General features: G+C 46.1%; 22 protein-coding genes and 1 riboswitch. Of the genes, 7 read left to right on the forward strand and 15 right to left on the reverse strand.

Annotation, left to right across the window (positions count from 1 at the left end):
* Positions 1-25: 25 nt before the first annotated feature.
* From spoIIIAD to J6600_RS11685, 8 genes are all read right to left on the reverse strand, one after another.
* Entirely contained in the window at positions 26-415 is a 390-nt protein-coding gene (gene spoIIIAD, locus J6600_RS11650) for a stage III sporulation protein AD (RefSeq protein WP_071392571.1), read from the reverse strand.
* Between the two features lie 12 nt (positions 416-427).
* Positions 428-634 (reverse strand): stage III sporulation protein AC, encoded by a 207-nt coding sequence (gene spoIIIAC / locus J6600_RS11655; protein WP_003153142.1) that lies wholly within the window; start codon positions 632-634, stop codon positions 428-430.
* Positions 635-656: 22 nt separating this feature from the next.
* On the reverse strand, positions 657-1,172 hold the full coding sequence (gene spoIIIAB / locus J6600_RS11660; protein WP_007408343.1) for a stage III sporulation protein SpoIIIAB: 516 nt from the start codon (positions 1,170-1,172) through the stop codon (positions 657-659).
* Entirely contained in the window at positions 1,166-2,089 is a 924-nt protein-coding gene (gene spoIIIAA, locus J6600_RS11665; protein WP_209387425.1) for a stage III sporulation protein AA, read from the reverse strand. The genes spoIIIAB and spoIIIAA overlap by 7 nt, the downstream gene beginning before the upstream one ends.
* Positions 2,090-2,166: 77 nt before the next feature.
* Positions 2,167-2,448 (reverse strand): YqhV family protein, encoded by a 282-nt coding sequence (locus J6600_RS11670; protein WP_003153124.1) that lies wholly within the window; start codon positions 2,446-2,448, stop codon positions 2,167-2,169.
* Between the two features lie 146 nt (positions 2,449-2,594).
* Positions 2,595-3,152: an elongation factor P gene (gene efp, locus J6600_RS11675; RefSeq protein ID WP_003153123.1), complete on the reverse strand. Its 558-nt coding sequence runs from the start codon at positions 3,150-3,152 to the stop codon at positions 2,595-2,597.
* 24 nt (positions 3,153-3,176) lie between these two features.
* On the reverse strand, positions 3,177-4,238 hold the full coding sequence (locus J6600_RS11680; protein WP_209387426.1) for a M24 family metallopeptidase: 1,062 nt from the start codon (positions 4,236-4,238) through the stop codon (positions 3,177-3,179).
* 131 nt (positions 4,239-4,369) lie between these two features.
* Positions 4,370-4,900, reverse strand: a complete 531-nt coding sequence (locus J6600_RS11685) for a YqhR family membrane protein (RefSeq protein ID WP_014418362.1) — start codon at positions 4,898-4,900, stop codon at positions 4,370-4,372.
* A gap of 221 nt (positions 4,901-5,121) precedes the next feature.
* Between J6600_RS11685 and J6600_RS11690 the strand changes: the two genes are divergently transcribed.
* Together J6600_RS11690 and J6600_RS11695 are read left to right on the forward strand one after the other, a co-directional pair.
* A complete protein-coding gene (locus tag J6600_RS11690; RefSeq protein WP_209387427.1) occupies positions 5,122-6,078 on the forward strand; it encodes a DUF1385 domain-containing protein in 957 nt (318 codons plus the stop codon).
* A 34-nt stretch (positions 6,079-6,112) separates the two neighbouring features.
* Positions 6,113-6,508 carry an SA1362 family protein gene (locus J6600_RS11695; protein WP_007408340.1) on the forward strand — a complete coding sequence of 132 codons (396 nt, stop codon included), beginning with the start codon at positions 6,113-6,115 and terminating at the stop codon, positions 6,506-6,508.
* Here the strand turns inward: J6600_RS11695 and J6600_RS11700 are convergent.
* From J6600_RS11700 to J6600_RS11710, 3 genes are all read right to left on the reverse strand, one after another.
* A complete protein-coding gene (locus tag J6600_RS11700) occupies positions 6,505-7,380 on the reverse strand; it encodes a patatin-like phospholipase family protein (RefSeq protein WP_003153118.1) in 876 nt (291 codons plus the stop codon). The two genes, J6600_RS11695 and J6600_RS11700, sit on opposite strands and share 4 nt — an antisense overlap.
* 114 nt (positions 7,381-7,494) lie before the next feature.
* Positions 7,495-7,923, reverse strand: a complete 429-nt coding sequence (gene mntR, locus J6600_RS11705; RefSeq protein WP_007408338.1) for a transcriptional regulator MntR — start codon at positions 7,921-7,923, stop codon at positions 7,495-7,497.
* A 99-nt stretch (positions 7,924-8,022) separates the two neighbouring features.
* The gene (locus J6600_RS11710) at positions 8,023-8,859 is read right to left on the reverse strand and encodes a lipoate--protein ligase family protein (RefSeq protein WP_003153114.1); all 837 of its coding nucleotides are present in this window, start codon (positions 8,857-8,859) and stop codon (positions 8,023-8,025) included.
* Positions 8,860-9,051: 192 nt separating this feature from the next.
* Here J6600_RS11710 and J6600_RS11715 point away from each other — a divergent pair, with 192 nt between their 5' ends.
* The gene (locus J6600_RS11715) at positions 9,052-9,432 is read left to right on the forward strand and encodes a rhodanese-like domain-containing protein (RefSeq protein ID WP_007408335.1); all 381 of its coding nucleotides are present in this window, start codon (positions 9,052-9,054) and stop codon (positions 9,430-9,432) included.
* A gap of 52 nt (positions 9,433-9,484) precedes the next feature.
* On the opposite strand, the gene gcvPB is transcribed toward J6600_RS11715, so the two are convergent.
* The 3 genes from gcvPB to gcvT are packed head-to-tail and all read right to left on the reverse strand — an operon-like array spanning position 9,485 to position 13,414.
* A complete protein-coding gene (gene gcvPB, locus J6600_RS11720; protein ID WP_022552970.1) occupies positions 9,485-10,960 on the reverse strand; it encodes an aminomethyl-transferring glycine dehydrogenase subunit GcvPB in 1,476 nt (491 codons plus the stop codon).
* The gene (gene gcvPA, locus J6600_RS11725) at positions 10,953-12,299 is read right to left on the reverse strand and encodes an aminomethyl-transferring glycine dehydrogenase subunit GcvPA (RefSeq protein WP_209387428.1); all 1,347 of its coding nucleotides are present in this window, start codon (positions 12,297-12,299) and stop codon (positions 10,953-10,955) included. Before gcvPA ends, gcvPB begins: the two co-directional genes overlap by 8 nt.
* A 14-nt stretch (positions 12,300-12,313) precedes the next feature.
* The gene (gene gcvT, locus J6600_RS11730) at positions 12,314-13,414 is read right to left on the reverse strand and encodes a glycine cleavage system aminomethyltransferase GcvT (protein WP_209388349.1); all 1,101 of its coding nucleotides are present in this window, start codon (positions 13,412-13,414) and stop codon (positions 12,314-12,316) included.
* Between the two features lie 178 nt (positions 13,415-13,592).
* Positions 13,593-13,693, reverse strand: a riboswitch (glycine riboswitch).
* A gap of 144 nt (positions 13,694-13,837) precedes the next feature.
* Between gcvT and J6600_RS11735 the strand changes: the two genes are divergently transcribed.
* The 4 genes from J6600_RS11735 to sinR all read left to right on the forward strand — a co-directional run bounded on the left by J6600_RS11735 (position 13,838) and on the right by sinR (position 17,043).
* Complete coding sequence (locus J6600_RS11735) at positions 13,838-15,508, forward strand: DEAD/DEAH box helicase (RefSeq protein ID WP_209387429.1); 1,671 nt, start codon at positions 13,838-13,840, stop codon at positions 15,506-15,508.
* Positions 15,509-15,529: 21 nt separating this feature from the next.
* On the forward strand, positions 15,530-16,324 hold the full coding sequence (locus J6600_RS11740; RefSeq protein ID WP_014418368.1) for a YqhG family protein: 795 nt from the start codon (positions 15,530-15,532) through the stop codon (positions 16,322-16,324).
* A 176-nt stretch (positions 16,325-16,500) separates the two neighbouring features.
* Positions 16,501-16,674, forward strand: a complete 174-nt coding sequence (gene sinI / locus J6600_RS11745) for an anti-repressor SinI (protein ID WP_014418369.1) — start codon at positions 16,501-16,503, stop codon at positions 16,672-16,674.
* 33 nt (positions 16,675-16,707) lie between these two features.
* Positions 16,708-17,043, forward strand: a complete 336-nt coding sequence (gene sinR / locus J6600_RS11750; protein ID WP_003153104.1) for a transcriptional regulator SinR — start codon at positions 16,708-16,710, stop codon at positions 17,041-17,043.
* A 47-nt stretch (positions 17,044-17,090) separates the two neighbouring features.
* Here sinR and tasA read toward each other — a convergent pair whose 3' ends face one another.
* Positions 17,091-17,876 (reverse strand): biofilm matrix protein TasA, encoded by a 786-nt coding sequence (gene tasA, locus J6600_RS11755; protein ID WP_007408329.1) that lies wholly within the window; start codon positions 17,874-17,876, stop codon positions 17,091-17,093.
* Between the last annotated feature and the right edge of the window lie 36 nt (positions 17,877-17,912).

A 17,912-nucleotide genomic window follows, 5' to 3' on the forward strand; every position in this document is an offset into this window, starting at 1 on the left:
GCCCCCCTTTCCATTTTATTTATGATCAAGAAGGAATAAGTCCGAGAATCGTTTCAATAATGACGGTGAGTATCGGCACGGCCATTACCAGTATCAAAATTTTTCCGGCCAGCTCTATTTTCGAAGCAATCGCTCCCTGGCCCGCATCCTTTGTAAGCTGCGCTCCGAATTCAGCGATGTAGGCGATGCCGATAATTTTTAAAATGGTTTCCACATAGACCATATTGACATTTGCATTGACGGCTATTTTTTCTATCATTCTGATAATGTCGTAAATCTGGTCGATGAGATAAAGAAAGATCACGCAGCCGCTGAAGACGACAATCATAAACGCGAAAGTCGGTTTCTGTTCTTTTACGATCAGGGAGAGAAATGTGGCGATCAGGCCTAAACCTACAATTTGAACAATCTCAATCTGTAAGCCCCCCTATCCTTGGAATAGAAACACAGCTTTGATCTTTTTGAACAGGTCATCGACAATCGTCGCCACCATAAATAAAATATAGATAAAGCCAAGCAGCGTCACCCACTGGGCGTATTCTTTTTTTCCCATTTGGTCAAGTATGGTGTGCAGAAACGCAACCACGATACCGACTCCGGCGATTTGAAAAATGACATTTACGTCGACTCCCATTTTATGTTTGCTCCCCTCATGTTTACATCAATAGAAGAATGAGTAACAGTCCGGCTAAAAATCCTAAGCTTTTCACCATTTTTTCATTTTTCGCCTGCGCCCGTCCGGCATCCGCTTCCGCCGCTTCCAAATGTGTAAGCGCAAGCTTGATATGTTTCTGCTGAGAAACACGGTCATGGAGCCCGAGCGTCTCTCCGAATTGCTTCAGCACATCATATTCGCTTTTTTTCATCGCCATGGAAGACCAGTTATGTTTCAAGCTCTGTTCCCAAGCCGTTTTGGCGGAATCGCTTCCCTGCTCAAGCCTTCTGCTGAAAGCTTGAAACAATAACGATACAGGTTTGGAAAGCTGTGCGGCAATTTGTCCCGAGGCGGTATGCAGCGGTGTATGCCCGAACATGATTTCCGCTTCTAGCGATTGGAGCGCCGCGCGCAGCTGACGGATCTGCCTCGGCCTTTCAATATACATTTTGGCGATCTCAAATCCGGTCCAAGTCGTCGCTGTCAGAATGAACACGGCACCCAAAAGCTTCAGCATGTCATCACGCTTTCAGCATGCGGAACAGGTTCCCCGTCCTTTCCGTACATCCTGCTGATCGTTCCCGGACCGCGGCGCCTTGACAGTTCAACATACCGGTCAAACACGTTTTCCTCCCAAAGCATTTTCAGCGACGGCCTCTTTACCAAGTCTTTCATGTCCCACCCGTGCGCAGATACGATAACGGATACGCCCGCATGGAGCGCCTCCAGCAGCGCTTGTGAGTCTTCCATTCTCCCGATTTCATCCACAATTATGACATCAGGACTCATAGAGCGGATCATCATCATCAGCCCTTCCGCCTTCGGACAGGCATCAAGGACATCGACTCTGCAGCCGAAACTGTGCTGGGGAATGCCCCGCAGGCAGCCGGCAATTTCCGACCGTTCATCTACGATACCAGTCTTTTTTGCCGGAATGCGTTTTGATCCGGTGCTGGAAAGCCGGGCCAAATCACGAAGCAAGGTCGTTTTCCCCGTTTGCGGGGGACCGATGATCAGCGTGTTCAGCCAGTTTTCTTTCCATAAGAAAGGAATGAGCGGTTCTGCGATCCCAAGCTTCTCCCGGGCGATTCGGATATTAAAAGAAGTAATATCCCGGAGTCCTTTGACGGCTCCGTTTTCGACGATGACTCTTCCGGCCAGTCCCACACGGTGGCCTCCTCTGATTGTGATGTATCCTTTTTTCAGCTCTTCTTCCAGCGTGTACATACTGTAATTGCTGAGCCGGCTGAGGATCAGCTGTGCGTCGCCGGCCGTACAGACATATGACAAATACAAAGGTTGTCCTTTTTGGATCAGTTCAACCGGCCTGTCGACGCGGATTCTGATTTCTTCTGTATCCCGCCTCGCTTCTTCGGGCACGGCGGAGATGGCATCTCTCAATAATTCAGGGAGAACCTCTGTAATCTCATTCAATAGAGTCTCCTCCTTTTTTACCGATTGGCTTCTTTAAAATGTATGATCCGGGACAGACTTTATGACACCCCGGCCCTCTATTTATGCACACCGGCCAAAATCAGCACCACTCCCGCAAAAATCAATATTAACTTTGCATATGAGAGCTGTCCGGCAATCTGATAAATGCCGATCGTCATTGTGATGATAAAGATCAGCGGGCCGACGATTGCCAAAATACTATTCACCACAACCGCTTTTCTGATGTCGTTTGTCAAAAGCATGATAATAGCGGCCGATAATTCAATGAGCGAGGACAAAACTCGTAAACCGGCCATCGTTAAAACAGTAGAATTGATTGAACCAAACAAAAATTTCATTGCAATCCCCCAACTTCAAGCATTTTGTTACACTATATGCTCTAGCTGACGGAAGTAGTCTCACTATTTTGATATAGAAGAAAGATTTGATGCAGAACGCAAAAAAAGCCTGCCCCGTAAAAGGAGCAGACTCCGAATTTCTTTAACTACGCTCTTGACACGTAAGAACCGTCTGATGTATTTACAACAAGCGTATCGCCTTCGTTCACGAAGAACGGTACGTTTACGACAAGACCTGTTTCCGTTTTGGCAGGTTTTGTGCCGCCTGACGCCGTGTCGCCTTTAATTCCCGGCTCTGTTTCAACAACTTTCAGTTCAACTGTGTTCGGCAGTTCAATACCGAGCGTTTCAGACTGATACATCATGATGTGCACAGACATATTTTCCAGAAGGTATTTCAATTCTTCTTCGATTTGGTTTTCGTTCAATTCAAGCTGTTCATATGAGCTTGTATCCATGAACACGTGCTGATCGCCGTTGGCATAAAGATACTGCATCGTTTTTGTTTCGATTTGCGCTTTCGCGACTTTTTCACCTGCACGGAATGTTTTCTCCTGAATAGCGCCCGTGCGCAGGTTACGCAATTTTGAACGGACAAATGCCGCTCCTTTTCCCGGCTTTACGTGCTGGAAGTCAACGACGCGCCAAATGCCGCCGTCTACTTCAATCGTTAGTCCTGTACGAAAATCGTTAACTGAAATCATGTTTGATGTCCTCCTATATTCCGATCACAAAATAATTAATTCTTTAGGGGAATGCGTAATTGTCCGGTTGCCGTCCTCAGTGATGATGATATCATCTTCGATTCTTGCGCCCCCAACATCCGGTATGTATATGCCCGGCTCGACCGTTACCGCCATGCCCGGCTTAAGAACGGCCGATGACCTGAAAGACAGCCCCGGTGATTCATGGACTTCCATTCCGAACCCGTGTCCTGTCGAATGGCCGAAATACTGTCCGTAGCCTTTTGCGGTGATGTGATCCCTCGTCAGGGCGTCCGCTTCTTTTCCCGTCATGCCGGGTTTAATATGCAGAACGCCAAGCGCTTGGGCATCGTATACGACCTGATAAATCTCTTTCAGTTTATCACTTGGCTCTCCGACCGCGACGGTGCGTGTGATATCAGAACAATAGCCTTTATAATAAGCGCCGAAATCGAGCGTGACCAAGTCTCCCTTTTCAATCAATTTGCCGCTTGCCACTCCGTGGGGAAGGCTGGATCTGACTCCCGAGGCGACGATCATATCAAAGGAAGAGCCGTCTGCTCCTTGACGTCTCATATAAAATTCAAGCTCGTTTGCAACTGAAATCTCTGAGATGCCCGGTTTGATAAACGTCAGAATATGTTCAAACGCATCATCCGCAATCTTCGCAGCTTCCTCTAATATCTTAATCTCTTCACTTGACTTAATCAAGCGCAACTTTTCAACGGAATCCGCGACGGGAACCATCTCCGCTTCCTGCAGCACCGCTTGGTAGGATGCATATGTTCCGTACGTCATGCTGTTTTGCTCGAAGCCGAGTTTTTTAATGCCGTACTCAAGAATCGTATCCGCAGCCGTTTGGATTAAGCTTCCGCCGTGCTCGATAATGTCAAAACCCTTCACTTGCGTCTTCGCCTGCTCGGTGTAACGGAAATCCGTGATAAATGCCGCACGTTCTTTCGATATGACCGCAAGGCCTGACGAACCCGTAAATCCCGTCATATACTGCAGATTGGCGGAGCTTGTCACCAACATTCCGTCTATATCCAGCTGACCGAAAAGATTTCGCAATTTCTCAAGTTTCATTCCCTTTCTCCTCCTCGCCGATTCTTGACTGCCGCCTGACAACGCGGGAGCATCCCCGCCCGGTTTTCAGCATAAAAAATGTTCACTTCTCGTGAACATTTTACCATACCGGACAGGGATTATACACTTATTCACTTGTTGCCGAGCGCCCTTGCAAGCTTGTCTGACGTAAGTTCATTGTAGTTGAAGGAAATTGAGTAGCCGACAAACAAACCGTACAGAATGTAAAGGCAAAGCGTCGTCACGATTGTATCTGATTTCAATTCAGTGATGGATTTCACATCTTCGAAAATCGGATTGAATAAGAAAAAAACCGCACACCATAAAATGACGCCGTACACCATTCCCGGCCACATCGTTTTAAAACGCTTCAGGCAGACGAAATAAATAAACGCCCCGGCAATTGAAATGAATCCGATGACAACGATGCTGACCATCGTGCCGAGCCATTGTTTTTTCCATTCTCCGATCATAAACGGCTGAAGAATCATGTTGGGGCTGATCTCTGAAAAATGAAAGACATACCCGAGATAGCCGATCAAACTCCAAAATACACCGCCGGCAAATCCGATACCGCAAATTCTGCCGGTAAATGAAACAGGCTGCTGATCATCATCCCGCTTCTTTTTTTCTTCCTGTTCTGAATGTTTTTCGCTTGTCATCATGGCACCTCCAGTCATAGACTGCCCCAAAATTGAAAAGTCATAAAAAGCTGCGCCATATTTTCATTCAATGAGTAAAATCTAAAGAAACGGGGTATACTGCATGTAGAAAAAGCATTGATTTCCCAACTGTCTAACTAGAGGTTTACCGCGGTTTCCTGTACAATAGAGTGAAAGGAAATGGTTAGTAAATCCTAAGAAAACAGGCAGGTTGATAAACAATGTCCAAACAAAAAATGCCCCCTGCATACGGCGGGCAGGCTGTCGTTGAAGGGGTCATGTTCGGCGGCAGAAAGAATTATGTTACCGCCATCCGCAGGAATGACGGAAGCATTGATTTTTTCAAGCTTCCGAGAGTGCCGAACGCCAAGCTTTCGGCTTTAAAAAAGATTCCTTTTTTGCGGGGAATCGTCGCCATCATTGAGGCGAGCGCCAACGGCACAAAGCATTTAAACTTTTCCAGCGAACGTTACGGGCTTGATCCTCAAGATGACGCCAAGCTGGAGCAGGAAAATAAGAAGGGTTCGGGCTTATCGATGTTTTTCAGCCTGGCGGTGATCGGCGTTCTGTCGTTTTTGTTCAGTAAATTCGTTTTCACGCTCGTCCCGGTCTTCTTAGCGGAGCTTGTAAGGCCCGTATTTTCCTCAGACGCCGCGCAGATCGGAATCGAAAGTCTGTTTAAGCTTATTCTGCTTCTCGGCTACATTTATTTTTTATCAATGACGCCGTTAATTAAAAGAGTGTTTCAATATCATGGAGCCGAACATAAGGTCATAAACTGTTATGAACAGAATTTGCCAATTACAATAGAAAATGTTCAGAAACAGTCACGGCTTCATTACCGTTGCGGTTCAAGCTTTATTTTATTTACGATCATTGTCGGCATGTTCGTCTATTTACTCGTTCCGACAGATCCGCTTTGGGTGCGGATTTTAGACAGGATTGCGCTTATACCGGTCGTTCTCGGCATCTCCTTTGAAGTGCTCCAGCTGACGAACAGAGTGCGGAATATCCCCGTTTTGAAAGTGCTCGGTTATCCCGGCCTGTGGCTGCAGCTTTTAACGACAAAGGAACCGGCGGATGACCAGGTCGAGGTTGCCATAGAAAGCTTTAACGAGCTTCTCAGACTGGAAGACATTTCAGAACAGAGCGAAAAGCCGTCTCACAACGTAATCTGAACCGTTACCGTTATTATTTTGGAGGTGGGCAGTTATGAATCATCGTGTACAACCTTTTTTTGCTGTATTGATAGCGCTTGGCGCATTCGGTTTCATTTATGCGGCGGTAACCAACCCCGGACAGATGATTTCAAGAGCGATCACCGTTATTATCGCAGGCATCATTATTTATTTTATCGTGAGGACGGTCCTGAACCGCCGCACCGGCCGTGACGGAACCGCTTTCAGAAAAGCGGCCAGACAATCGCGGCTCCGAATGAAGGAGCAAAAAGCGAAGCACCGTGCCGGACACAGAGGCCGGGTCAGCCATTTGCGGAGCGTGCCGAGCAGCAGCAGACCGAAGCCGATGATTCTTAAGAAAAAAAGCCAGACTCAGCTTACCGTCATAGAAGGCAAAAAGAATAAAAAGAAAAACAGAGCGCTTTTTTAATAGCTCCATTGCTTCAAAAATTGCTCTGTTCTGCTTTTTCCTAGCTCAATGAGAGCTAGTTTTTTTTGCGGTGTGAGATGAAACTCCGTCGCCATCACATGTTCCACCGGAATAAAAATAATATTCTGTTCGTACTTTGTCGCGATATGCCTGGCATCATGAGCGTCTTTCATCGTTTCAAACAAAGCCCCGAACAGCTCAAAAGCGTTGCGGATTGATTTTTTCGGGCGCTCTTTTTCGTTGGGCGAAAGTGAAATTCCGATGACCGGCCGTTTGCGTTCTTTTGAATACAGCCAAATCGGGAAATTGCTTAACACGCCGCCGTCAACGACCGTCGAGGTGCCTTTTTCGGTCTTCAGTTTTATCGGTTCAAAAAAATAAGGAATGCTGCAGCTCATTCTGACGGCTCTGGCAACCGGGAACATCTCCGGATTTAATCCGTATCGGGGAAGATCGTCAGGAAGCACGATCATCGTTCCGTTCGTCAGATCTGAAGCGATGAGACGGAGCGAGCCTTTTTTCAAATCGCCGAACGCGATGATGCCCTTCGCTTTTAATTTATCCGCAATCCATTTTTCCAGCATATCGCCTCTGTATAGTCCGAGGCGCCAATATATCGACACCCACTGCAGGATTTTCAGCGGGAGGAATGAGTATCTCTGATCAAGCAATTGCCTTCCGTCCACCTCATCTATGATGGAATGAACCTCTCTGCTCGTATAGCCCGCAGCGATAAATGCGGCAATAATTGCGCCGGCGCTTGTTCCGGCGAGCCTTTCAAAGCGAAAGCCCTTTTCTTCCAGCGCTTCATAAGCGCCGGCAAGCGCCACCCCTTTTATCCCCCCGCCCGAAAATACGCCGTCAATCTGCATAGCGCGCCCTCTCCCTTCCATCTCAAGGTGTATTATTATTTTAAGAAACGGCTGGGCGAAATAGACCAAAGAATGAAGACATTAAAAAAAGGGCGCCCCATTTCGGGCTGCCCTTTATTCACCGGGATTTTCGGTTTTTTTCTGTACGGATTTCAATTCTTTTTTCCGGCTTTCGTCATCTTCGAAATACTGAACGAGGTCGCCGATGCGGTCAATGCTGTTCCAGCTCAGATGATGTTCGATTCCTTCAACATCATTGTAAATCTTCTCTTCATCAACACCAATGATTCTTAAAAACTGCTCAAGCAATTCGTGTCTGTATACGAGCCGTTTGCCGATCTTTTTGCCTTTTGACGTCAATACGAGCCCGCGATATTTTTCATAAATCAAATACTCGTCTTTATCTAGTTTTTGAACCATTTTCGTTACAGAGGAGGGGTGGACTGCCAAAGCTTCCGCGATATCAGAAACCCGTGCATATCCTTTTTCTTCTATCAGCATATAAATCTGTTCAATATAATCTTCCATACTTGGTGTTGTCATAAGTAACCCTCCCAAAAAGCACCTTAACTTTATAAACCATTACAAGTTTACACTAACGGTCATGAAAAAACAAGGATGCTTCCGGTCTGTCAAGCCTTATCAGCGCTTATAATTCCATTCATCAGACGCGTATTTCGTCTCAGCCAGCTCATTGACAAATGCAAGCTCTTCAGACGTGAGTGTGTAAGGCTCAAGATGAATGTTCAGCCCTTCCTCAAAACCGGCTTTAAAAGCGATTCTGGCCTCATCCATCGTTACCCGTTTCGGCGCTAAGGCGTTGATGGCTACCGCTTTGTTTTTGAAATTCCGCTGCATGCGCTCACGGACTCTGTCGCTCGGATATAAAAACAGATCAAACAGCTTATCCTCATCAATGTCAAGCAGGATGGAACCGTGCTGAAGAATGACGCCTTTTTGGCGTGTCTGTGCGCTTCCGGCAACTTTCCGTCCTTCGACGACCAGTTCATACCACGAAGGCGCATCAAAGCAGACGGACGAGCGCGGATTTTTCAAGCTTTCTTTTTCTTTCTCCGTTCGCGGAATCGCAAAGCAGGCATCAAGTCCAAGGTTTCTGAATCCCTGCAGAATACCTTCTGAAATCACCCGGTACGCCTCTGTCACCGTGGCCGGCATTTCCGGGTGATCCTCTGAAACGATTACGCTGTATGTCAATTCTTTATCATGCAGAACACCCCGTCCGCCTGTCGGTCTTCTGACAAACCCGAGGCCGTGTTTATGTACTGCGTCAAAGTTAATTTCCTTCTTAATATTTTGAAAATACCCGACAGACAAAGTTGCCGGATTCCAGCCGTAAAAACGGATCACCGGAGGAATTTTTTTTTGGCTGTGCCAATATAAAAGCGCTTCATCCAGCGCCATGTTAAATGCCGGGCTTTCATTCCCTGAGTCAATAAACCGCCATGTTTCTTTTTCCATACACTGAACCCTTCTTTATCGTTTTAATAAAATCAGTTTAACAAACTGCCTTGAAAATGAAAAATATTTCGTTTCATTAAGGATGACAATCGCTTCATGCTTTACTATAATAGTATTTGTCCCAAAACGTCCGGTAAGCCTTGTTTTCAGGAAGCAGGGTTTTATTTTATAAGCTAAAGGAGTAGAATCGCATTGTCTAATATGATTGCTTTAATTATTGTTGCGGCGTTTATCGTTTATATGATCGTGTCGTATTTTTACCAGCAGCGTTTAATGAAAACACTTACGGAAGAGGAATTCCGCGCGGGCTACAGAAAAGCGCAGCTGATTGACGTCCGTGAGCCGAATGAATTTGAAGGCGGCCATATTCTCGGCGCGCGCAACATTCCGCTGTCACAGCTGAAACAGCGCAAAAGTGAAATCCGTCCTGATAAACCCGTTTATCTGTACTGCCAAAACAATGTCCGCAGCGGACGCGCGGCACAGACGCTCCGCAAACACGGCTGTAAAGATATTTACAACCTGAAAGGCGGATTTAAAAAATGGGGCGGAAAAATTAAAGCAAAAAACTAATCATAAAAAAAGAGCTGTCCGTTTTATACGGAAGCTCTTTTTTTACACCGTGTCAGCGGCTGACGTCAGGTGTATGTTCGTACTTTAAAACCGGCTTTCTTGCCGCCTTGGTTTCATCCATTCTTTTGACAACTGTTGTATGCGGCGCCTCCTGAACGATTTCAGGCGATTCCTCCGCTTCCCGCGCAATTTGAATCATGGCATCTATAAACGCATCAAGCGTTTCCTTTGATTCCGTTTCCGTCGGTTCGATCATGATGCTTTCTTCAACATTGAGAGGAAAATACACAGTCGGCGGATGATAGCCGAAATCCAAAAGCCGTTTGGCAATATCAAGCGTTCGTACGCCAAGCTTTTTCTGCCTTCTACCCGATAACACAAATTCATGCTTGCAATGACGGTCATACGGGAGATCATAATAAGGCGCGAGTCTTCTCATCATATAATTTGCATTTAAAACCGCGTTTTCGGTCACAGCTTTTAAGCCGTCAGGCCCCATGGAACGAATATACGTGTAGGCTCTGACATTAATGCCGAAGTTACCGTAATAAGGTTTTACGCGCCCGATCGACTGCGGCCGGTCATAGTCAAAAGTCAAACGCCCCTCTTTTTTCGTGAGAACGGGTTTCGGCAGATACGGAATGAATTCTTTTTTCACGCCGACCGGCCCTGAGCCAGGTCCTCCCCCGCCGTGCGGCCCGGTAAATGTTTTATGCAGATTAAGGTGAACGACGTCAAATCCCATATCTCCCGGTCTTGCTTTACTTAAAACGGCATTTAAATTCGCTCCGTCATAATAAAGCTTTCCGCCGGCCTGATGGACGATTTCAGCCATTTCCGTAATGTTTTCCTCAAATAACCCGAGGGTGTTCGGATTCGTCAGCATCAGCGCCGCTGTTTCTTCATTTACCGCTCTTTTCAAATCTTCAATGTCAACCAGCCCGTGCTCATTTGACTTGACGGTAATCGTTTCAAAACCGGCGACCGTGGCGGATGCCGGATTCGTGCCGTGGGCTGAATCAGGGACAATCACCTTCGTCCGTCCGAAGTCTCCCCGCGCTTCGTGATAGGCGCGGATCATCATCAGACCGGTCCATTCGCCGTGAGCGCCCGCCGCAGGCTGCAGCGTCACCTCGTCCATGCCCGTAATCTCCTCCAAGTGTCCGCTTAAATCGTATAAAAGCTCAAGCGCCCCCTGAACCGTGTCCTCGTCCTGAAGCGGATGAATAGCGGAAAAACCTGCGATCCGGGCAATTTTTTCATTTAATTTCGGATTGTATTTCATCGTACAGGAGCCGAGCGGATAAAAGCCTGAATCAACTCCGTGGTTCCTCTTAGAAAGAGCGGTATAATGCCGCATAATATCGAGCTCTGATACTTCCGGCAGCTTTGCGTCTTCATCGCGGATATAGTCACCGGGAAGAAGACTTTCAAGCTCTGTTTCCGGCACATCAAGCTCCGGAAGGCTGTAACCGATACGCCCTTCGCGGGACATTTCAAAAATAAGCGCCTGATCTTGATTATTCATGTTGATCCCCCAATCCCGCAATAAGCGAATCGATCTCTTCTTTTGTTCTCAGCTCTGTGACGGCAATGAGCATATGCTGATTCAGTTCCGGATACGCAAGGCCTAAGTCATATCCGCCGATTATGCCGTCTTGCAGGAGCCGCCGGTTTGCTTCCTTGACGGGAAGATTCAGCCTGACGGCAAATTCATTAAATATCGGGCCGTCAAATGCTACGTGCAAGCCGGCTTTTTCCGCTTGGCGTCTCGCGTAATCAGCTTTCAATATATTTTGGCGGGCCATGTCTTTGACGCCGTTTTTTCCGAGCGCCGTCATCGCGACTGAAGCCGCTAAAGCATTCAGCGCCTGATTTGAGCAAATGTTAGACGTGGCTTTGTCTCTTCTGATATGCTGCTCGCGCGCCTGAAGAGTGAGAACAAAGCCTCTTCGCCCGTTTTCATCTTCCGTTTGGCCGACAAGCCGGCCCGGCACCTTTCTCATCAGTTTTTTCGTTACTGCAAAATAGCCGCAGTGCGGGCCGCCGAACGCCGCAGGTATGCCGAAAGGCTGCGCGTCCCCGACGACGATATCAGCTCCGTATGCCCCGGGCGGTGTCAAAATACCGAGCGCGAGCGGGTTTGAAGAAACAATCAGCTGGCTGTTTCCTTTATGTGCGAGCGGCTCAATGTCCTTTAACGGCTCGATTTGTCCGAAGAAGTTCGGATACTGGACGATCACGGCGGCCGTTTCATCACAAACGGCATGTTCCAATGCTTCAAGATCTGTGACGCCGTTTTTCGCGGGCATCTCTACAACCTCAATATATTGGCCCTTTGCGTATGTTTTCAAAACATCCCGTGATTCCGGATGAACGGCTGCGGAAATGACGATTTTTTTCTTTTTCGTATGGCCCGACGCAAGCATCGCCGCTTCCGCCAGCGCCGTTCCCCCGTCGTACATAGAGGAGTTTGCTATATCCATTCCCGTTAATTCACAGATCATCGTTTGAAATTCAAAAATCGCCTGCAGCTCTCCTTGTGAGATTTCAGGCTGATAAGGCGTATACGCCGTGTAAAACTCTGATCGGGATATCACATGATCGACGATAACCGGCTGGTAGTGATCGTACACTCCTGCACCCAGAAAAGATGCATATGTAACAGCGTCTTTATTTTTCGCCGCAAGCTTTGTCAGCTCTCTCGTCAGCTCAGTTTCTGACTTTGCTTGTTTAATGCGGTAGTCTTTTTGAAACCGTACATTTTCCGGAATATCGGCAAACAGTTCATCAATTGTTTCTGCGCCGATGGCTTTCAGCATTTCTTTTTTATCCTGTTCTGTCGCGGGCAAATATCGATGCTTCATATGACTCTCCTTTTTCAGCTCTGTTTTGGACGTTTATAAAACGGTGTGCGGACAATCTTCGCTTTTACCGTTTTTTTACGGATTTCCACTTCTACTTCCGTTCCGACTTCACTGAATTCCGTTTTGATTAAGGCAAGGCCGATATTTTTCTTTAAAGTCGGAGATTGCGTGCCTGTCGTGACTTCACCGATCGGAACACCGTCTTTTTTCACGGCGTACCCGTGTCTCGGAATCCCTTTTTCAATCATCTCAAGTCCGACCAGCTTTCGCGGGGCTCCTTTTTCTTTCTGTTCACGCAATACAGACTTCCCGAAAAAATCGGAATCTTTCTTGTGTTTCACGGCAAATCCGATTCCGGCTTCAATCGGTGTAATATCTTTCGTCAATTCCTGACCGTATAAAGCAAGCTTTGCTTCAAATCTCAGCGTATCACGGGCGCCGAGGCCGCACGGAACGAGACCTTCATGCTCTCCCGCTGCAAGTATCTCCTTAAATAGATGAACTGCATCTTCATTGCGGCAATATAACTCAAACCCGTCTTCACCGGTATAGCCTGTTCTTGAAAGCAGGACTTGTCGTCCGGCAACGTCCGCCCCATCAATAAACGTAAACGGCTTTAAGGAGGACAAATCACATTCAGTCAGCTTCGCAAGAACCGACTGAGCATTCGGCCCCTGAACGGCAAGCAGTGAAATCCCGTCAGACTGATTCGTCAGCGTGACATCGCCTTCCGCATGTTCCGTCAGCCAAGCGATGTCTTTTTCAATATTAGACGCGTTAATCACGAGCAGATAGCAGCTCCCGCTTTTCTGATAGATCAGCAAGTCATCCACCGTACCGCCGTCAGGATAACACATGGCAGTATAGAGCGCGTTTCCCGGCTTTAAATCGGCAACGTCATTTGTCATCATTTTTTGCAGAAAAGACAGGGCGTCTTTACCGGATACTTCAACTTCCCCCATATGAGACACATCAAACAGGCCCGCTTTTGTGCGGACGGCTTCATGCTCCTCTTTAATAGAAGAAAATTGAACCGGCAGCTCCCATCCTCCAAAATCAATTGTTTTTCCGCCGTATTCTTTATACACGTCATAAAGCGGTGTTCGTTTCAGCATCATCTTCCCCCTTCAGTCATTGGCGCATTGTAAAAACATATAAAAAAGGACAGAGAAACACCTCATGAAAATGAAGGTTTCTCTGTCCCGGCACCTGAAAGTTTACTTTATGAACATATCATAAAGACGTCCCCTTTGGTGGCCTGCTTCTTCTAAGTGCAGACACTCTCCAGAGTTGCGTCGAGCAAGAGTTCTTTTGCCTGAGAGATTCACTCCGCAGTTTGCTCCTTCGGCGCCCGGACGCCCATCTTTCGTCCGAGTCTCTCCCCTTGCTGTCATTCGCTCATATTTACCAATTTTATGGACATACTAAAGCAATATCTTTTAGTGAAATCATTACTTATATCCTACCACCCTCACTTACGTCCGGCAACAAAAATTATGATAAATCAGTTTTTTAAAAGAAAGGCGGTTTTGTTACATATGACAGCAGAGATCATATTTGATGCAAACTGGCCGGGAGAGTTTTCTGAGCGGCTGAAAACGGACGGTCCCTGGTCAAATTGGGAGATGTACAAACTGTCGGCTGAAGTCCAGCAGACCCTTGCCATTCCTGAATTTGAAGGATTGAGGGCTCCTTTATACCTGCCCGATTTCACTCCGCTTCCCCATCAGCTTGAAGTCGCGCAGAAAGTCGTTGAAAAAATGAACGGCAAGGCGATTTTGGCTGATGAAGTGGGGCTCGGAAAAACGGTGGAAGCGGGCCTGATTTTAAAAGAATACATGATTCGCGGGCTGGCCAAAAAAATCCTGATTCTTGTGCCGGCATCACTCGTTTCCCAGTGGGTGAAAGAGCTTCAGGAGAAGTTTTTGCTACCCGCTGTTGAACAGAAGAAAAGCTATGTGTGGGAACAGTGCGATATCGTCGTTTCTTCTATTGATACGGCCAAACGCTCGCCTCACAAAGACATTGTGCTTTCTATTCCGTATGATCTCGTCATTATTGACGAGGCGCACAAGCTCAAAAACAGCAAAACGAAAAATTATGAATTTGCGAGAAGTCTTGTGAAGAAATACTGCCTGCTTCTGACGGCGACGCCGATTCAAAACCGGATCGAAGAAATCTTCAATTTAGTGTCACTGTTAAAGCCCGGCCATTTAGGAAACGAAAGCGGATTTCAAGAAACCTTCAATCAGAAGGACGGGATTGACGCTCATGAGCATTTGAAAGAGCTCGTCAATAAAGTGATGATCCGCAACACGCGGAGCGACACCGGCCTTACATGGACGAAGCGCCACGTGGAAACAGTGCCGATCACCTTTTCACCGACGGAACAGGCGCTTTACGATGACATTGCCGCACTGAAAAACGGCACAGAAAAGCCCGCCAGCGCATTTTCCATTATGACGCTGCAAAGAGAGTGCTGTTCAAGCAGGGAAGCCGTGTATATGACGCTCAAAAAAATGCTTGACCAAAAAGACAAACATGCGCCCGCATTCGATGATCAGACGATCGCTAATTTAATGGACCGCATCAATCAAGTCACGCAAAACTCAAAAGCAATTCAAGTTGTTGACTTGATCCAAAAGATTAATGATAAAGTCATTATTTTTACTGAATACAGGGCGACACAGATTTACCTGCAATGGTTCCTTCAGCAGAACGGCATAAGCTCCGTTCCGTTCAGAGGCGGATTTAAACGCGGAAAAAAAGACTGGATGAAGGATCTCTTCCGCGGCAAAGTGCAGGTGCTGATCGCTACAGAAGCCGGAGGCGAAGGGATCAACCTGCAATTTTGCAACCATATTATCAATTATGACCTCCCGTGGAACCCGATGCGGCTTGAACAAAGAATCGGAAGGATTCACAGACTCGGTCAGGAAAGAGATGTCCATATCTACAATATGGCGACAAAACATACGGTGGAAGAGCATATCTTAAAACTTCTGTATGACAAAATTCATTTATTTGAAAATGTCGTCGGAGAATTAGATGACATTTTAACAAAAATCAAAGTGAGCAATTTTGAAGACCATTTGCATGATATTTTATGCCATTCGCTGACAGAGGAAGAAATGAGAATCAAAATGGACAATCTCACCTCTTTTCTGTCGTACGGTACGGAAAAGCCCGCCAGAAAAAAAGGATCTTAATCTAAAAGGAGGAAGCGCGACATGAGACAGCAGGAGGTTCACGAATTTTTACTGCGCTTTTTTGAAGCGAACCACTGTCCGATTACAGAACACGGGCCGGGTTTTATGACGGTTCAGTTGACGGTCGAGATGGACAAACAAATTATGAACCGCCCGTTTTATTGGCATTGGCGTGAAAAAACGGGCGGCGAACCGAACCCGATGAAGATTACGTTCATCACTGATAAAGAAACGGCTCCGGAGGATATGGACGGCGAATTTATTTACTTTGGAGCCCCGCGCCTCTTTCAAATCTTTCAAGCAGTTAAACAAAATGGGAGATTTACAAGAATATATGAGAAAATTGTATCAGCCGGAGCCAGAGTGCCGCTTCAGCCCTGGCTGGGATTAAATGTAGTGATTTCATACCAATCCGACATGAAAAAAGACAGACTTTTGTCTTTAGGCCTGCATCTTGTTTCTGGAACAATTATAGAAGGGTTTCAGCAGAAGCTTGCACCGCTTCCGCTGACCTCGCAAATATCAGACTATTGCTTTACCATATCGCCGATGATTAAGCCGGAAAGCGGGATTAAAAGGATGGAGCATTACTTAAAAGACGCTGCCGCCAAAGAGCCGTCAGACTGGGCTGACAGCGCGATCGCCAGATGGAAAAAGGACCTCAGGCTGCTCGATCAGTTTTATGAGCAGACAGAGGAAAAACCTGAGGAATACCATTTGGAAAAACAAGCGCTGAAAGCCTTATATCAGCCGAAAATTCACATTCAGATTGAAAACGGCGGTTTATTTTTCCTGCAAAGTAATTTTTCTGGATAAGCGTTATCCATTCGACACCTTTCCCGTTTTTTCTGGAAATTCTATATTATAATAAAAGTATATAGAAAAAATTTCTGGCGTTTCGCATGCGATGAATCACTTCCAGACATGTAAAGATAAGGTCATGGCCGGATTGGCTGAAATACATAAACAAGTATTTTAGGAGGAGAAAATGCATGAAAAATGCAAAAACAGAATTTTCACAATTAGATAAGGAATGGGTTGAGCTGATATTAGAAGCCCAAAAAGCAAATATCAGCCTAGAAGAAATACGCAAATACCTGCTTTCGAATAAAAAGTCTTCTCAACATATCCAGGCAGCCAGAAGTCATACCGTAAATCCTTTCTGAATGTGCTATAATATCACAAGGAAGGTGATGACATTGATTGGCCAGCGTATTAAACAATACCGAAAAGAAAAAGGCTACTCACTATCAGAACTAGCTGAAAAAGCTGGGGTAGCGAAGTCTTATTTAAGCTCAATAGAACGAAATTTACAGACGAACCCCTCCATTCAATTTCTCGAAAAAGTCTCCGCTGTTCTGGACGTCTCGGTTCATACTTTACTTGATGAAAAACATGAAACCGAATACGATGGTCAATTAGATAGTGAATGGGAGAAATTAGTTCGCGATGCAATGACATCCGGGGTATCAAAAAAACAATTTCGTGAATTTTTAGATTATCAAAAATGGAGAAAAGCGCAAAAAGAGGAGTAGTGCCGCCATATGTGCACAACTCCTCTTTTAACTGTCCGACTTTCGGATTAGTTTTTATCCTCACTGTGAGCCTTTTCATTTTCCTTGACGTAACCGTCTTTATCCGTATGATCTTTCGTAATGGTCAAGCCGTTCCATTGCGTTGCTTCAAAAGAGAATTGAAGAGAAATCGCATTGCCTTGGAACTTGTTTTGCACACTTAATCCGTCCGCAGTTTTTGCGGTGTCATTTTTAAATTGGATTTCCATTCTCACCTGGTCATAATCAGCAGGCGTTTTCGGAACTCCGTCGTACTCAGGAGCTGTTTTGCCGTTAATGGTTGCTACATTGACTTTTCCGCTCTCACTCAGGAATTTCGGATCAATGTGCTTGCTGATCGCTTCGGCAGCTGCTTTATCCTGTTTTGTTGACATTAAGTATAAGTCTTTCAGGCTGGCCGCCTTCAAAATGATATTTTTAGGATAGCCGTTGCCCCCTTCTTTACCGACTGTCAGAACCGTAATTTCAAACTGGCTGAGGAAATCCTCCGCAGATTCATTTCCTTTCTTTGCTCCTTTAAAGTCAGTAAAATTCAAAGCCATCAGCACTTCTTTAATGGCAAGTGAACCGTTGTTTCTGAATTCGAAATCTTTCGTCAATTTATCGCCTGGTTTTAAGTTTGACAAATTGACATTGGCTGATTGTTCTTTAGCCGATAAATCAAGTGTTCCTGACGCAAATGTAGCGTCTGTCGACTTCACATCATTAAATGCGGCCCATGTGCCTCCTCCTACTAATGCTAAACCGAGTGCGGCTGAGGCAACGCCCAAGCTTAATTTCTTTTTCATACCCATGTTTGTACTCTCCCCTTACTTTTTATTTTTTGTTAT

It is taken from the genome of Bacillus sp. LJBV19, assembly GCF_017797845.1.
Lineage (GTDB): Bacteria > Bacillota > Bacilli > Bacillales > Bacillaceae > Bacillus > Bacillus velezensis.

Bases quoted from the DNA above. Each gene is read 5' to 3' on its own strand.
- J6600_RS11685 (WP_014418362.1), bottom strand. From the start codon at position 4,900: ATGACAAGCGAAAAACATTCAGAACAGGAAGAAAAAAAGAAGCGGGAT.
- gcvPA (WP_209387428.1), bottom strand. From the start codon at position 12,299: ATGAAGCATCGATATTTGCCCGCGACAGAACAGGATAAAAAAGAAATG.
- spoIIIAB (WP_007408343.1), bottom strand. From the start codon at position 1,172: ATGCTGAAGCTTTTGGGTGCCGTGTTCATTCTGACAGCGACGACTTGG.
- tasA (WP_007408329.1), bottom strand. From the start codon at position 17,876: ATGGGTATGAAAAAGAAATTAAGCTTGGGCGTTGCCTCAGCCGCACTC.
- J6600_RS11735 (WP_209387429.1), top strand. From the start codon at position 13,838: ATGACAGCAGAGATCATATTTGATGCAAACTGGCCGGGAGAGTTTTCT.
- J6600_RS11740 (WP_014418368.1), top strand. From the start codon at position 15,530: ATGAGACAGCAGGAGGTTCACGAATTTTTACTGCGCTTTTTTGAAGCG.
- J6600_RS11690 (WP_209387427.1), top strand. From the start codon at position 5,122: ATGTCCAAACAAAAAATGCCCCCTGCATACGGCGGGCAGGCTGTCGTT.
- J6600_RS11670 (WP_003153124.1), bottom strand. From the start codon at position 2,448: ATGAAATTTTTGTTTGGTTCAATCAATTCTACTGTTTTAACGATGGCC.
- gcvT (WP_209388349.1), bottom strand. From the start codon at position 13,414: ATGCTGAAACGAACACCGCTTTATGACGTGTATAAAGAATACGGCGGA.
- efp (WP_003153123.1), bottom strand. From the start codon at position 3,152: ATGATTTCAGTTAACGATTTTCGTACAGGACTAACGATTGAAGTAGAC.
- spoIIIAC (WP_003153142.1), bottom strand. From the start codon at position 634: ATGGGAGTCGACGTAAATGTCATTTTTCAAATCGCCGGAGTCGGTATC.
- sinI (WP_014418369.1), top strand. From the start codon at position 16,501: ATGAAAAATGCAAAAACAGAATTTTCACAATTAGATAAGGAATGGGTT.
- J6600_RS11695 (WP_007408340.1), top strand. From the start codon at position 6,113: ATGAATCATCGTGTACAACCTTTTTTTGCTGTATTGATAGCGCTTGGC.
- gcvPB (WP_022552970.1), bottom strand. From the start codon at position 10,960: ATGAATAATCAAGATCAGGCGCTTATTTTTGAAATGTCCCGCGAAGGG.
- J6600_RS11700 (WP_003153118.1), bottom strand. From the start codon at position 7,380: ATGCAGATTGACGGCGTATTTTCGGGCGGGGGGATAAAAGGGGTGGCG.
- J6600_RS11710 (WP_003153114.1), bottom strand. From the start codon at position 8,859: ATGGAAAAAGAAACATGGCGGTTTATTGACTCAGGGAATGAAAGCCCG.
- mntR (WP_007408338.1), bottom strand. From the start codon at position 7,923: ATGACAACACCAAGTATGGAAGATTATATTGAACAGATTTATATGCTG.
- J6600_RS11680 (WP_209387426.1), bottom strand. From the start codon at position 4,238: ATGAAACTTGAGAAATTGCGAAATCTTTTCGGTCAGCTGGATATAGAC.